Source organism: Henriciella sp. AS95 (assembly GCF_038900055.1).
Classification (GTDB): domain Bacteria; phylum Pseudomonadota; class Alphaproteobacteria; order Caulobacterales; family Hyphomonadaceae; genus Henriciella.
Window position 1 is genome coordinate 1318365 of record NZ_JBBMQM010000001.1, and the last position, 13676, is coordinate 1332040.

A 13676-nucleotide genomic window follows, 5' to 3' on the forward strand; every position below is an offset into this window, starting at 1 on the left:
CCAGACGAGAAAGCTAGCAAATGGAGACTCAGATCCTCTGAAACAGATCGAGTAAATTTCACGCAATTCGAAAAGCGTTTTGCGTGCCCGCACGATTGCGCTTAATGGAGTAGCCTATCATGAAGGCCAGGGAGGAATGGCGATGAAAAGAATTTATGGTGCGCTGCTTGCCTCAGCGATGCTGGCGACGGCGTGTAGCCCGTCGGCTGACGAGACTGCGGACGTTGAAAGCGCTGAGACGCCGCCGGCGGAAACCGAGGTGGATGCAGACGAGACTGCGACGGCAGCCGCTGACTCAGACGGCGGCTTTGAGGTCGTAGACTATGAAGACGCCGCCAACTGGCTTTGCCACCCGGACAAGGCAAATGACGCGTGCGATGTCGATCTCACTTACACTGTGGTGAATGCTGACGGGACGACATCGGTAGAAGAGGTGGAACTCGCTGAGAACCCGCCGATCGACTGCTTCTACATTTATCCGACTGTCTCCATGGACGAAACGCCTAATAGTGACATGACGGCGAATGACGAAGAGCTGCGCGTTGTGGAAGGGCAGCTTGCCGCCTTTGGCCAGGAGTGCCGGATCTTTGCGCCGCTGTATCGTCAGATCACGGTCCCAGAGCTTCGCCGGGGGCTCGGTGGCCAAGGGTTCACCGCCGATATTGCCATGCGCTGGTCTGACGTGACGGGCGCATGGAATGAGTATGTCGAGAATTACAATGATGGCCGCGGCGTCGTCATCGTCGGCCATTCACAAGGGTCCAGCATGGTCCAGGACCTTGTGAAGAAGGAAATTGTCGGCTCGGACATGGAAGACAAGGTCATCTCGCTGATGCCGATCGGCATGACGACCCATGTCGATGCCGAAACAGGCAACTTTGGTCCGTACGAGCCGTGCACCACGATAAACCAGACCGGCTGCATCATTGCTTATTCTTCCTATCGCTCAACATTGCCGCCAAAGCAGGGCGCGCTGTTTGGCGGCAAAAGCCCGCAAGGGACCTCGGCATTGTGTATAAACCCGGCTGAGCTTTCCGGCGATGATGGCGTGCTGGACGCGCGTCTGTCATCAGGCGGCTGGTATGGTGAAGGCGAGTCGGAATTCGTGAATGGAGAAGGCGTCGATACGCCGTTCGCGTCTGTCCCAGGGTTGCTGACGGCAGAGTGTGTCGATGATGGCAGCTATTCCTACTTGGAAATCACGGTGAATGGCGATCCGTCAGACCCGCGCGCGGACGATATTGTTGGCGATGTTATCGGGGCGGACGGCGTGAATGCCGGCTGGGGCCTCCACCTCGTGGATATGCACGCAGCCATGGGCAATCTGGTCAAAATCCTTGGTGCTCAGTCAGACGCCTGGGCCGCGGCCCACCCCGCTGACGAATAGAGCCTGACCAACACGATACAAAAAAGCGCCGCCTCGAGATCGGGGCGGCGCTTCTGTTTATGGTATCGAGCGAGAAGTCTTATTCTTCGCTCTCAGTGTCTTCTTCATCTTCTTCAACCGGAGGCGTGTAGACATAGGCACCGCGGCATTCAGCCACGAACTCACGAACCTCTTCGGTTGTTGGAATGACGGTAACATCGCCGCTTCCGGTCACGATACGGATATCGCCCTGAGCGCTGGCGAGCATTACAGCAAATGGGTCATCCTCGGCGACCGTGATCGTCACGGGGTTGTCGCCGGCCGGGCCGTAGGATTTCGAACCGGACGACATATAGACCGAGATGGAATCGCCGACATCGTCAAACGCCATGAACCGGTGAAAGAGGACGCCGTTTTGTGCGTCTTCGCCTGTTTCCTTGCATCCGACCCCGGCAATCTGCTCTTCAGTGGCGCTCGTGAACACGAGTGAGTCGTTTCCATCGATACGGGTCGATGTCCATTCGCCTTCGATTCCCGAGCCGTCCGTCGACACGACGGCATACTCGTTGGAAGTAGGCGAAACGGTCGCGCCCGGCTCGCTGTCTTCCGGATATGGTGTTGGCATCCGGGCTTCGGGATCGATGCGTTCATTGCCGCAGGCGGCGAGCATGACCGGCAGCAGGGCCAGCAAAGCAAGTCTCATGGGGGCACTCCTTGATGTGTTTTCCGTGTCTGACTTAAGCCAAATCTATCAACACGCTCAAGGCCTATAAGTACAGGGGGTTGCTGAGACTGCAGTATTTGACGCGAATGCGACTGGCGACTCGCCGCTCATGCGGCTATGGAGCGGGCATGACGGACACATCTGCCATTCTTGAGCATCTGAAAGCTGAACAGACCGAAGCCGATGCGGCTGGTCACGGGATCAACGCCGAGGAGTGGGACCGCTTGGTCACCCGCCTCGGCCGTAAGCCGAACCTTGTGGAACTCGGCATCTATTCGGTGATGTGGTCCGAGCACTGCTCCTACAAATCCTCGCGCCGGCACCTGTCTAAATTCCCGACCAAGAATGCCCGCGTCATCCAGGGGCCGGGCGAGAATGCGGGCGTCATCGATATTGGTCATGGGCAGGCCGCCATCTTCAAGATGGAGTCGCACAACCACCCGTCCTACATCGAGCCCTATCAGGGCGCAGCGACCGGTGTTGGCGGCATTCTGCGTGACGTTTTCACCATGGGCGCGCGCCCGATTGCGCTGGTCAATGCGCTGCGCTTTGGCTCACCTGATCACCCGAAGACGCGCAGCCTCGTTGCCGGCGTCGTCGCTGGAATTGGCGGCTATGGCAATTGCGTCGGCGTGCCGACCGTTGCGGGCGAGACGCAGTTCGACGAGGGCTACAATGGCAACATCCTCGTCAATGCGATGGCGGTTGGCCTCGCCGATCAGGACAAGATTTTCTATGCCCGCGGCGCGACGCCCGGAAACCCGATCTTCTATGTCGGCTCCAAGACGGGCCGTGACGGCATCCACGGCGCGACCATGGCATCGGCTGAATTCTCTGAAGGCGATGAGGAAAAGCGCCCGACCGTGCAGGTCGGTGACCCGTTCACCGAAAAGCTGCTCATTGAAGCGTGTCTGGAGTTGATGGCCACCGACGCCATTCAGGCGATCCAGGACATGGGCGCGGCCGGCCTCACCTCGTCGTCCGTAGAGATGGCGGCGTCAGGCGGCGAGAATGGTGAAGGTATCGGTATCGAGATGGACCTCGACAAGGTGCCCCAGCGCGAGACCGGCATGACCGGCTATGAGATCATGCTGTCCGAGAGCCAGGAGCGCATGCTCATGGTGCTCTATCCAGACAAGATCGACGTCGCGAAGGCGATCTTCGACAAATATGACCTGTCAGCCGAAGTCATCGGCATGACGACCGATACTGGCAACATGGTGCTGAAGCAGTTCGGTGAGACAGTGTGCGATATCCCCGTCGCGCCGCTGGCCGAAGATGCGCCGAATTATGACCGGCCATGGACCGCGCCGGAACCGCGCGCGCCACTCGATATTTCGAAATATCCTGAGCCTGATGATTATGGCGCGGTGCTGTTGAAGCTTATGTCCTCGCCTGACATGGCCTCCAAGCGCTGGATCTGGGAACAGTATGACCGCCACGTGATGGGCGACACGGTCGACAGCTCGCAGTCCATGGGCGACGCGGCGATCGTCCGCATCCACGGCACGAACAAGGCGCTGGCGATCTGTTCCGATTGCAACCCGCATTACGTCGCCGCCGACCCGTATGAAGGCGGCAAGGCCGTAGTAGCGGAGGCTTATCGCAACCTCTCAGCCGTCGGCGCGACGCCGATCGCCATCACCGACAACCTCAATTTCGGCAATCCGGAAAAGCCCGCCACGATGGGCTACATCGTGAAAGCCATTGAAGGCATGGCCGAGGCCTGCCGCGCGCTCGATTTTCCCGTCGTCTCAGGCAATGTCAGCCTCTATAATGAGACCGATGGCGTTGCGATCCCGCCGACCCCGGTCGTTGGCGGTGTGGGGCTCATCGAGGATGTCTCGAAGATCGCAACGCTGAAAGGCGCGCAGCCGGGTGACGTGCTGATCCTGATCGGCGAGACGAAGGGCCATCTCGGTGCCTCGCTCTATGCGCGCGAATGGTTGGGCCTGAAGGGTGAGGACCTCGGCCCGCCACCGCCGGTGGATATTGGCAAAGCGAAAACCAGCGGTGATTTTGTGCGTGGGCTCGTCCAGACGGGCCGCATACATGGCATTCATGATGTGTCGGAAGGCGGGGTGTTCTGCGCGGTGGCCGAACTTGCGCTGCAGTCCGGCCAGGGCGTTTCGCTCTGGACCGATGTGCTGGAAGCGCCGCTGAAGGGTCACAAGCAAGCGGATGTCGCCGCGCTGTTCGCTGAAGATCAGGGCTGCTTCGTGCTGACGCTCGCGGCGGGTGATGCAGATGCCGTGCTGCGGGCGGCGGCGAAGGCGGGCGTGAGCGCGGTGAAGTGCGGTGCGGTCAATGCGGAGGTGGCCGAGCTTGTGCTGGGCGAGAAGGAAGTGCATGCGCGCATCGCGCTGGCCACGCTCCGCGAAGCCCATGAAGGCTGGCTGCCGCGCTATATGGCGGGCGAGGGCTAGGCGCCCCTGGTCGCAATTACATAAGTTTAAGATCAGCCGAGTGACCCGTTTTCGAGGCCCGTGCGTACTAACCATGAGAGCTGGAAAGTCTGCGGCGTACTTCGTCCCCACACCCAAACGTCCGGCTTTGCTCTCATATCGCGCTGGGAGACTGCGGCTTCACCCTCAAACTGGCTGCACTTCCAGCGCGATGTCCACTTTCAGATTCCTGATGAGCGTGCTTTCGGGCAAGAAAGCTCCGGGAATGACCGGACAACGCGCATGGTTGCGTCCTGCCTCGTGTGCTGGCCTGAAATAAAATTGCGCCTTTGGTCATGCGAAATTTGCTCAAGTGCCATTGACCTTAAACAAGGTTAGCGCTTCGTTTGCGCCATCATGGAGGTTCCCCAAATGAAACGATCCCTTTATTCTGCCAGCGCCGCAGCGCTCGGCTTTGCGATGCTGGCTGGATGTGCCGGAAACAGTGCAGACGTCCCGCCTGCCGAAGCTCCGGTGCCGCCGCCTGTCGCCGACGCCGGCCCGACCGTCGAAGACGCCCGTGCTTTCCTCGACCGCGCCGAGGCTGAGCTGGCCCAGATGTCGAAAGATGTCAGCCCGATCTTCTGGGAACAAGCGACCAATATCACGGACGAGACGAATGCCGCTGCTGCTGTCGCGGGCGCCGAAGCGACCAAGCTGGCTGTCTCGCTCGCCAATGAAACCAAGAAGTTCAAGGATGTTGATTTGCCGGCTGACCTCGATCGCAAAATGAAGCGACTTCAGTCCGGCATCACGATTCCAGCGCCATCGACGCCAGGTGCTGCGGAGGAATTGTCTGAAATCACGACTGGACTGGACGCCACCTATGGCACCGGCACATTCACCTATAAGGGCGAGGAGCTGAACCTCGACCAGCTCTCGACCATTATCGAGACAAGCCGGGACCCTGAAGAGCTGAAAACCGTCTGGGAAGGATGGCGCACGATTTCGCCGCCGATGAAGGACAATTACGCCCGCATGGTCGAGATCGCCAATACTGGCGCGAACGAGCTAGGCTATGACAATCTCAAGACCATGTGGCTGTCGAATTATGACATGCCGCCAGAGGAGATGGCTGAAGAGGTCGACCGGCTCTGGACGCAGGTCGAGCCGCTCTACGAAGAGCTGCACTGCTATGTCCGCGCGGAGCTGAATGAGCAATATGGCGATGAGGTCCAGCCTGCTACCGGGCCAATCCGCGCAGACCTTCTTGGCAATATGTGGTCGCAAAGCTGGGCCGGCATCTATCCGATTGTCGAGCCTGAAGGCCTTCCGGGGCAGGGCTATGACCTGACAGAAGAGCTGGTCGAAAAGGGCTATGATCCGATCAAGATGGTCGAGACGGGTGAAGCCTTCTTCACATCGCTTGGCCTTGCGCCACTACCGGAAACCTTCTGGGAACGCTCGATGATTGTGCGTCCGCCGGCCCCGCGCGAAGTTGTTTGCCACGCATCGGCATGGGACCTGGATGACGAAGAGGATGTGCGCATCAAGATGTGTACGGAGGTCAACGCCGAAGACTTCAACACCGTCCATCACGAACTCGGTCACAATTTCTACCAACGCGCCTATAAGGACCAGGATTACCTCTACAAGAATGGCGCCCATGACGGCTTCCATGAGGCTATCGGTGACTTCATCGCCCTGTCGATCACGCCGTCCTATCTGGTCGACATCGGCCTGATCGATGAGAGCCAGGTTCCGGGCGAAGATGCCGATATCTCGCTTCTGATGAATACCGCGCTCGACAAGATCGCGTTCCTGCCCTTCGCGATCACAGTCGATAGCTGGCGCTGGGACGTGCTCGACGGCACGACGCCACCTGAAGACTACAACACAGCATGGTGGGAAAAGCGGACCAAGTATCAGGGTATCGTGCCTCCGGGCCCACGCCCCGCCGATGCGTTCGATCCGGGGGCGAAGTACCACATTCCAGGCAACACGCCGTACCTGCGCTACTTCCTGAGCTACATCATGCAGTTCCAGTTCCATAAGGCCGCCTGTGAGCAGGCCGGTTGGGAAGGGCCGCTGCATCGCTGCTCGATCTATGGAAACGAGGAGGTCGGCGCGCGTTTTAATGCGATGATGGAAATGGGCGCTTCCGAGCCATGGCCGGACGTGCTGGAAACCTTCACCGGTACGCGTGAAATGGATGGCTCCGCCATTATCGAGTATTTCGACCCGTTGATGACCTACCTCAAAGAAGAGAATGAAGGCCGGTCCTGCGGTTGGGACTAACAAGCCTTCCGTTCTGAATATCCAGCCCCGGGCCTCTGGTCCGGGGCTTTTTATTGCCGACTCAGGGCATGCAAAAAATGCAAAAATTGGGGAAATTGCCAATTCCCACGCTATTCGATTGAATTACCACGGTTCTTCACACGCTCGCCCAAACGCCGTTCGTTCAGAAGGCGGCTCACGCACTGGCGCCCTGACACACACCAACCCCCTTAGTGCAAAAAATGGAGAACCAAAATGAAACTGACCAAGATATTAGCCCTCTCAACCCTTATCGGCCTGCAATTTACCATCGCAAGCGCGGCTCATGCGGCCAATACGTCTGAGAAGTTCGAGTTCAACTACAATCCGGCGCTCATCTCGACGCAGGCCGGTCGTGTTGAAATCAAGCAAAACCTGACGATCGAAGCGCGTAACTTCTGCAAGAACGGCATGTCGCTTCGCCACGCCGTGCGCCACGAGCGGGCCTGCACACGCGCTCTCATTTCGGAAGCAAACGCACAGATTGCCGATCGCCATCCGATCTGGAACGAAAATATTACGCCCGTTGCGGAGCGACCGAATCGCATCCGCCGCGCCTACAAGGCCCTCACCCCCGGCCTTCGCTAGGAAAACGAAATCTCTCCAGCGCCGATGGCTCTGACTTGCCTTGCCCCGGCCTCATTGCAGGCTGGGGCATTTTTTATGAGCACCAACCCTGTTGGTGATTGCCCCACCTGTAGGCGAGACCTTCAGAAATCAGGATTTGCCCGACCGACCGGCCATCGACTGTCGCGACACGCAGCAGGCGGCCATACTTGTCGCGGTCTCGCGAACCGGAGGTGCGTAGTTCGACCTGCCCCTGATTGAGCAGGGCTGCGAGACGGATGGTGGCTTTCTGTCCGAGCTCTTTCTCCGATGGGCAATCAGGCGAGAAAACTTCAGGCGCGTCGATGTCAGCCAGACGGATCTTGTCGCCATGTGCCCAGATCGTATCGCCATCGACGACGCAATTGAGGCGGACATTGCCGCTGCACGTCGAAAAGAAGACCGGGCCCAGCACATCGGTCTGCTCGCGTGACTTGTTCCAGTAAGAGACCGCCAGCGCCATGATGATGAGCAGGATCAGCGGCAGTATCGAAACATCACCGCCCTGAACGCGGAGCCAACGCCCGAAGAAAAAAGATTTGAACGCGCGCACCATGGTCGGCCTCCGTCTGAAAACGGGCCGAATATGGTTTCCAAAAGGTTACGAAAGTCTTTCCAGAAGGTTTCTCAATGGGGCAGGGTGCTTACTGATCAGCGTCGCTCTGTTCCTGCGCGACCCAATCATCAAGCGCTTCTGCGGTCATGATCACCGTGTCGATCGAACGGGCGAACGCTGCCGGGTTCACCTTGTCGAACTCATCACTTGGCCTGTGATAGTCAGCATGATCTTCGACGCCGAGATACAGGATGCGGATGCCCGAGCGCAGGAATGGCGCGTGATCGGATGCGAACGACCAGTCGTCAATGCCAAGGTCCGGCGTTTCGTGTCCGCGCAGGAGTTTCAGCGGCGCCCGCGAGGCGACATCCTCAATCACTGGAATGAGTTCCGGAAAGTGATAGCCGCCCACGGCGTAAAGTTCGCCCTTGTCGGCCCGGGCCACCATGTCGAGATTGAGGTTGATCGCGATATTCTCTTTTTCGGTTGTGCTTAACGTGTCGACCATGGACGATGAGCCAACAATGCCCTGTTCCTCAGCATCGAAGAAGGCAAATATGATGGAGTTCTGGGGTGGGTTGTCCTGAAACCAGGCGATTGTTTCCAGAAGAGCGGCGACGCCTGACGCATTGTCGTCTGCGCCATTATAAATTCCGTCCGCCGCGCCAAGGTGATCATAGTGCGCAGAGATCAGAAGGGCGGTTCGTGGGGTCGTTGTCCCCCTTATCGCAGCGACGAGGTTCGTCCCCTCGATCACGTTTTCCGGCGCATCGAAATTTGGCGCAGTGAAAGGCGCTTGGTAGCCATCCTTTTTGGCGGGGCTGACGCCGCTTTCGCGAAGTCGGGCCTCTATCCACGCCATTGCCCGGCGATTGCCCTCAGTTCCGGTTTTCCGGCCCTCAAACTCATCCGACGAAAGTGTCTTCAGGTTATCGAGGGCTCGATCCTGATCATGATACTCGGCGGTGTAGTTTTCGATATTGAACGGGACGGTTGAAGGCGCTGGTTCCACAGACGCGCTTGAGCACCCAACCAGACAGAGGCCGAGCGCTGATAAAACGTACTTCATTCAATGTCTCCGGATCAGGACTTAGTCTTGACCCTAAGAGCGTTGCGCGCCATGTGCCAGCGAAAGGAGACACCTGCAATGGCAATGGATCGCGAAACACTCGAATCCCACCTCAAGGACGCGTTTCCCGACGCTGAGATCACACTAACCGATCTCGCCGGGGACAATGATCATTGGCAGGCCGAGATTGTCTCTCCGCAGTTTGCTGGCGTGCCACGGGTGAAACAGCACCAGATGGTCTACGCTGCTCTAAAGGGAAAGATGGGCGGAGAGCTGCATGCGCTCGCCCTTAAGACCAAAGCGCCCGCTTAGTCTTCAGACGCGGCGGGCGCAGGCTTGGCCGGACCGTTTTCTTCAGAGACGCTATCGATAAATCCAGCGGTTGCTTCCCGGTCACCTGGAAGCTGTTCAAGGTTTTGGACCGAGTAACCTGCGCCCTCGTTTAGCCTGCGCCGCGGCAGCGGCGGGCGGTCATCCTGGCCGAGGGCAGGCAAAGGCGCCAGGTCCACCCGCCCCCCGAGAGACGGCAATGGCGGTTTATCCTGTTCTGGAATGGGAGTTGGCGCCGGTGCTGGGATGGATGCAGCTTCCCGGCGCGCGAGTGGCGCCTCCACCACGCTTGGCCGGGCAATTAGAGGCGGAGGAGCGGGCGGTTTCGTTCGAGGCTGAACATTTGCCGGCTGCGTCGGCGCGGTGGGCTCAGATCGTCTCGGCGGGGCCGGTATTGGACGCTTCGGCTCGACCGGTTCTGGCTGAGGTGGCGCCGCGGCCACAGGAGGCGTTTTGGCGCTCTGGCTTATGTTGACCGGCTCTTTCATTGGCGCTGGCAGGGGAGTTTCAACTCTTCGCGGGGAGGGGGCGCTAAGGGCGGGCCGCGACCCTGCGGCCTGCTTCAACTCACATCGCGGTCCCATGCGGAAGGTCGGCAGGCTCAGCGTCCAGCCTGCGCAATTTGGGTCTTCGGCGCATTTGGCTTCACAGGCGGCGGGCGACGTCCCGCGCTGGGAATAATAAGTTGGCAGATCCTGGCCGTGCTCGGATGATGCGGCGAAGGGGTGGCTCTGTTGAGCGAGCCCCGGCAGCGTCAGTGGGAACAAAAGAGTCGCGAGGAATATCGTCGTGCGCAGCATTGGGCTGGCGTCCTTCGGTGGGCTTTCAATCTGTATCGCGCAAAGCGTTTAAGACAGTGTTAGGCTTAAGTGCCGCTGGCCAGGTCCTCTTTCAAAGCCTCGATTTCAAGCCATGCCTCTTCGGCCGCATCCAGTTCACGGCGGGCGTCTTCCAAACGTTCGGAAACGGTCTGAAACCGGTCGGGATTGGAGGCATAGAGGTCAGGGTCGGCGAGCTCGGCTTCCAGTTTCTCGATTTCTTTTCCGAGCCGGGGCATCGCCGCTTCAACTTCTTTCAGGCGGTGCTGATCCTTGAAGGAAAGTTTCGCGTCACGGCGGGCCGCCCGGTCAGGCTGGGATGCTGGTTTGGGCTTGGACGTACTCTCTGCCTTGGCCGCCTTCTGGCTTGTGAGGGCAGGGACCTGCGCGGCCGCATCGCTCCAGCCGCCAGCCGTCTCGACCCACCGGCCTTTACCGACGGGCACCAGGCAGGATGTGACGATTGCATCGAGAAAGGCGCGGTCGTGGCTGACAAGGATCAAGGTGCCATCGAAATCGCTGAGCATCTCTTCCAGAAGGTCGAGGGTCTGCATGTCGAGATCGTTGGTCGGTTCATCGAGAACGAGAACGTCAGCGGGTTTTGCCAGCGCAATCGCCAGGGTCAGCCGATTGCGTTCGCCGCCGGACAGGGCGGATACGGGCTGGCGCAACTGTTCAGGCGAAAACAGGAAGTCTTTGGCATACGCCGCCACATGTTTTGACTGGCCCTGAACCATGATCGCGTCTCCGCCAGCCGGAGCGAGGGCTTCCCAGAGTGTGTCGGTCGGTTTCAGCGTTTCGCGGGTCTGGTCGAGATAAGTCACGGTCAGTGCCTGTGACAGCTTCACCGAGCCTTTGTCCGGCTCAAGCTCGCCCAGAAGGATTTTCAATAGCGTTGTCTTGCCAACGCCATTTGGTCCGACAATGCCGATGCGGTCACCGCGCAAGATGCGCAGGGATAGATCATCCGCGATGACGAGATCGCCAAAGGCTTTGGAGATGCCAAAAGCTTCGAGGACTTTTCGGCTTTGGCTATCGCCGCTTTCGGCTGAAAGACCCGCCGTGGATTTTGCATCATTGACGAGGGATTTCTGTTTGGCGTGCTGGGCGCGAAGCTCATGCAGGCGCGCCAGTCGGCCCATATTGCGCTTGCGGCGTGCGGTGACGCCCCGGGCGAGCCAGTGTTGCTCCTCCTTGAGGTGGGTCTTCATCCGCTGCAGCTGCTTTTCCTCCTCGGCTTCGACGCCGGCGGCCCAGTCGTCAAACTCGGCATAGCCGCGCGGTGACTTCCAGACCTTGCCCTGCCGGAGCCAGAGCGTCGTCGTCGTGACATTCTCAAGGAAGCGCCGGTCGTGGCTGACGAGGAGTACAGCCCCTGGAAAGGATTTGAGACGGTCTTCCAGCGTCTCGATCATCGGGACATCGAGATGGTTGGTAGGCTCGTCCAGCAGCAGGATGTCGGGGTCTTTGGCAAAAGCCCTTGCGAGGGCGGCGCGGCGGATTTGTCCCCCTGAGAGCGTTGAGGGGCTAGCGGCCGGATCTATACCAAACAGGCCAAGTTCGGCTTCCGCCATCCATATCTCGTCAGTGCCCTCGCTGGCATAGTCGAGAACCGTGTCGAATGCTGACAGGTCAGGTTCCTGTTCGACGACCGCGACGTCTGTCCCCGGTTGCAGCCATAGGTCGCCGGCATCCGGTTCGTGGCGGCCTGTGACCAGCTTCATGAGCGTCGACTTTCCTGCGCCGTTTCGGCCCACAAGCGCAGCCCGCTCGCCCTTGGCGAGGGTGAACGTCACGCCCGTGAAGATCGGTGTGCCACCAAAGGTGAGTTCGACTTCGGCGAGGCGAAGGATGGGAAGGTCTGCCATGGCGCTTCTGGTGTGCCGATGAGCCGGCTGCGTCAAGCCGCTTCCATCAGGCTTTCAGCTTGTAACCAATCCGGAACAGCCACCACACCCAGAGGCAGGCGACAAAAGTGAAGAGGCCTGAGGCAATGAAGCCCACCATCAAGTCGGAATTGGAGACGCCTATAAACCCGGCGCGGAAGCCGTCGATCAGGTAGAAGATCGGGTCGAAATGTGCCGCCGTCTGAAACGGTTCGACCAGGACTTTAATGTCGTAGAATGTGCCCGACAGAAAAGTCAGAGGCACGATCACGAAGTTCGTCACGGCAGCGAGGTGATCAAATTTGTCAGCCCAGATGCCGCCGACCGCACCCAGCGCGGCCAGGAAGATCGTCGCCATCAGGCTGAACCACAGCACGGGCCAGAAGTTGACGATGCTGAGATCGGCAAGCCCTGTCAGGTGGATCGCCAGCGCGCCAATGATGCCCACCATCAGGCCGCGTGTGACGGCGCCGAAGATAAAGCCCAGAGTCAGCTCAACCGGCGACAGGGGCGGCATGAGGAAGTCGACCTGGCTGCCCTGAACCTTGGCAATGGTGAGCGACGAGGAAGTGTTCTGGAAGGCGTTCTGCAGCATCGACATGATCACCAGGCCGGGCGCAAGGAAGCTGTTATAGTCGAGGCCCTCAAAATCCCCCGTCAGCGTTCCGCGGTTGCCGAACGCCAGCTTGAACACGGTCATGAACAGTAATGTCGTAATGACGGGTGCGAACAGGGTCTGCATCCATACCTTCAGAAACCGGCCAACCTCACGCTTGTAGAGCGTCCAGAGGCCAATCCAGTTGACGGCACCATAGGAACGCGGCGGTTTTGGGAGGGGGCGGGATACAGCAGAAGTCTGATCAGTCATCGCGGCTATTTAAGGATGGTTGATGCAGATGACGATAGGCAAACCGCGAATCCCCGATTATTTTTGATTTTATCCACAGCTGACACAATATGTTGAAAGGTTGTGGAGAACCTGACTCAGCATGTTGTGTTTCGTTTCGCCCTTGATACGATATCTAGGTGTTAACGGGGGCGGCTGATTTTAGCTGCTACAACATCTAGGGGTGCAAAGCGCCAGGAGGCTATCCATGTCTTGGACGGAAGAACGCGTCGAAGTTTTGAAGAAACTCTGGGCTGAAGGACATTCAGCCAGCCAGATTGCGAAACAACTGGGCGGTGTCACCCGCAATGCAGTGATCGGCAAAGTCCACCGGCTCGGCCTGTCAGGTCGTGCGACGCCATCGCGACCGGTAAAGCGTCCACCACGTCTGGCGCGTCCGAAGCCACGGCTGAGTCCGGATGGAAGCGTGTCAGCACCGGCGAAGTCGCCGGAAGATACGCGTATTCGCCGCTCCGAGCAGCAGGCCATTGTGTCCGCGCTCCAGCCGGCACCAGTGGCCGACGGTGAAGCCGCCACCATCCTCACCCTGCGCGACTCCATGTGCAAATGGCCAATCGGTGATCCAGCAGATCCGAAATTTGCCTTCTGCGGTCGCAAGTCCGAATGCGGACCGTACTGCGCGGAGCATGCCAAGGTGGCGTTCCAGCCGCAACGCAAGCGCGACCGCAAGTCCAATAGCGACAGCGAACCACGCAGGATCGCCGGCTAGGACCC

Annotated in this window: 11 protein-coding genes; 6 read left to right on the forward strand and 5 right to left on the reverse strand. The window is 59.2% G+C overall.

Annotated features, from left to right (window positions below; all coding sequences use genetic code 11):
• Nucleotides 1–142: 142 nt before the first annotated feature.
• Nucleotides 143–1387, forward strand: coding sequence for a DUF3089 domain-containing protein (locus WNY37_RS06600; RefSeq protein ID WP_342972671.1), 1245 nt, complete (start codon nt 143–145; stop codon nt 1385–1387).
• A gap of 79 nt (nt 1388–1466) precedes the next feature.
• Here WNY37_RS06600 and WNY37_RS06605 read toward each other — a convergent pair whose 3' ends face one another.
• On the reverse strand, nt 1467–2069 hold the full coding sequence (locus WNY37_RS06605) for a hypothetical protein (RefSeq protein WP_342972672.1): 603 nt from the start codon (nt 2067–2069) through the stop codon (nt 1467–1469).
• A 149-nt stretch (nt 2070–2218) separates the two neighbouring features.
• On the opposite strand from WNY37_RS06605, the gene purL reads away from it, so the two are divergent.
• The 3 genes from purL (at nt 2219) to WNY37_RS06620 (ending at nt 7378) form a co-directional block, all read left to right on the forward strand.
• Nucleotides 2219–4516, forward strand: coding sequence for a phosphoribosylformylglycinamidine synthase subunit PurL (gene purL, locus WNY37_RS06610; RefSeq protein ID WP_342972673.1), 2298 nt, complete (start codon nt 2219–2221; stop codon nt 4514–4516).
• A 390-nt stretch (nt 4517–4906) separates the two neighbouring features.
• A complete protein-coding gene (locus tag WNY37_RS06615; RefSeq protein WP_342972674.1) occupies nt 4907–6772 on the forward strand; it encodes a M2 family metallopeptidase in 1866 nt (621 codons plus the stop codon).
• 234 nt (nt 6773–7006) lie between these two features.
• Nucleotides 7007–7378: a UrcA family protein gene (locus WNY37_RS06620; RefSeq protein ID WP_342972675.1), complete on the forward strand. Its 372-nt coding sequence runs from the start codon at nt 7007–7009 to the stop codon at nt 7376–7378.
• A gap of 73 nt (nt 7379–7451) precedes the next feature.
• Here the strand turns inward: WNY37_RS06620 and WNY37_RS06625 are convergent, their stop codons facing one another.
• Nucleotides 7452–7952, reverse strand: a complete 501-nt coding sequence (locus tag WNY37_RS06625) for a thermonuclease family protein (RefSeq protein ID WP_342972676.1) — start codon at nt 7950–7952, stop codon at nt 7452–7454.
• 88 nt (nt 7953–8040) lie between these two features.
• The gene (locus WNY37_RS06630; RefSeq protein WP_342972677.1) at nt 8041–9021 is read right to left on the reverse strand and encodes a M20/M25/M40 family metallo-hydrolase; all 981 of its coding nucleotides are present in this window, start codon (nt 9019–9021) and stop codon (nt 8041–8043) included.
• 78 nt (nt 9022–9099) lie between these two features.
• Between WNY37_RS06630 and WNY37_RS06635 the strand changes: the two genes are divergently transcribed.
• A complete protein-coding gene (locus WNY37_RS06635) occupies nt 9100–9333 on the forward strand; it encodes a BolA family transcriptional regulator (RefSeq protein ID WP_342972678.1) in 234 nt (77 codons plus the stop codon).
• A gap of 883 nt (nt 9334–10216) precedes the next feature.
• Here the strand turns inward: WNY37_RS06635 and WNY37_RS06640 are convergent.
• Nucleotides 10217–12037, reverse strand: coding sequence for an ABC-F family ATP-binding cassette domain-containing protein (locus WNY37_RS06640; protein ID WP_342972679.1), 1821 nt, complete (start codon nt 12035–12037; stop codon nt 10217–10219).
• A 46-nt stretch (nt 12038–12083) separates the two neighbouring features.
• Complete coding sequence (locus WNY37_RS06645; protein WP_342972680.1) at nt 12084–12923, reverse strand: ABC transporter permease; 840 nt, start codon at nt 12921–12923, stop codon at nt 12084–12086.
• Between the two features lie 226 nt (nt 12924–13149).
• Between WNY37_RS06645 and WNY37_RS06650 the strand changes: the two genes are divergently transcribed.
• Complete coding sequence (locus tag WNY37_RS06650; RefSeq protein ID WP_342972681.1) at nt 13150–13671, forward strand: GcrA family cell cycle regulator; 522 nt, start codon at nt 13150–13152, stop codon at nt 13669–13671.
• The last annotated feature ends 5 nt before the right edge of the window (nt 13672–13676 follow it).

Excerpts from the sequence above, each read along its gene's own strand:
- WNY37_RS06600 (WP_342972671.1), top strand. The coding sequence starts at position 143 with ATGAAAAGAATTTATGGTGCGCTGCTTGCCTCAGCGATGCTGGCGACG.
- WNY37_RS06640 (WP_342972679.1), bottom strand. The coding sequence starts at position 12,037 with ATGGCAGACCTTCCCATCCTTCGCCTCGCCGAAGTCGAACTCACCTTT.
- WNY37_RS06605 (WP_342972672.1), bottom strand. The coding sequence starts at position 2,069 with ATGAGACTTGCTTTGCTGGCCCTGCTGCCGGTCATGCTCGCCGCCTGC.
- purL (WP_342972673.1), top strand. The coding sequence starts at position 2,219 with ATGACGGACACATCTGCCATTCTTGAGCATCTGAAAGCTGAACAGACC.
- WNY37_RS06645 (WP_342972680.1), bottom strand. The coding sequence starts at position 12,923 with ATGACTGATCAGACTTCTGCTGTATCCCGCCCCCTCCCAAAACCGCCG.
- WNY37_RS06620 (WP_342972675.1), top strand. The coding sequence starts at position 7,007 with ATGAAACTGACCAAGATATTAGCCCTCTCAACCCTTATCGGCCTGCAA.
- WNY37_RS06635 (WP_342972678.1), top strand. The coding sequence starts at position 9,100 with ATGGCAATGGATCGCGAAACACTCGAATCCCACCTCAAGGACGCGTTT.
- WNY37_RS06630 (WP_342972677.1), bottom strand. The coding sequence starts at position 9,021 with ATGAAGTACGTTTTATCAGCGCTCGGCCTCTGTCTGGTTGGGTGCTCA.
- WNY37_RS06650 (WP_342972681.1), top strand. The coding sequence starts at position 13,150 with ATGTCTTGGACGGAAGAACGCGTCGAAGTTTTGAAGAAACTCTGGGCT.
- WNY37_RS06615 (WP_342972674.1), top strand. The coding sequence starts at position 4,907 with ATGAAACGATCCCTTTATTCTGCCAGCGCCGCAGCGCTCGGCTTTGCG.
- WNY37_RS06625 (WP_342972676.1), bottom strand. The coding sequence starts at position 7,952 with ATGGTGCGCGCGTTCAAATCTTTTTTCTTCGGGCGTTGGCTCCGCGTT.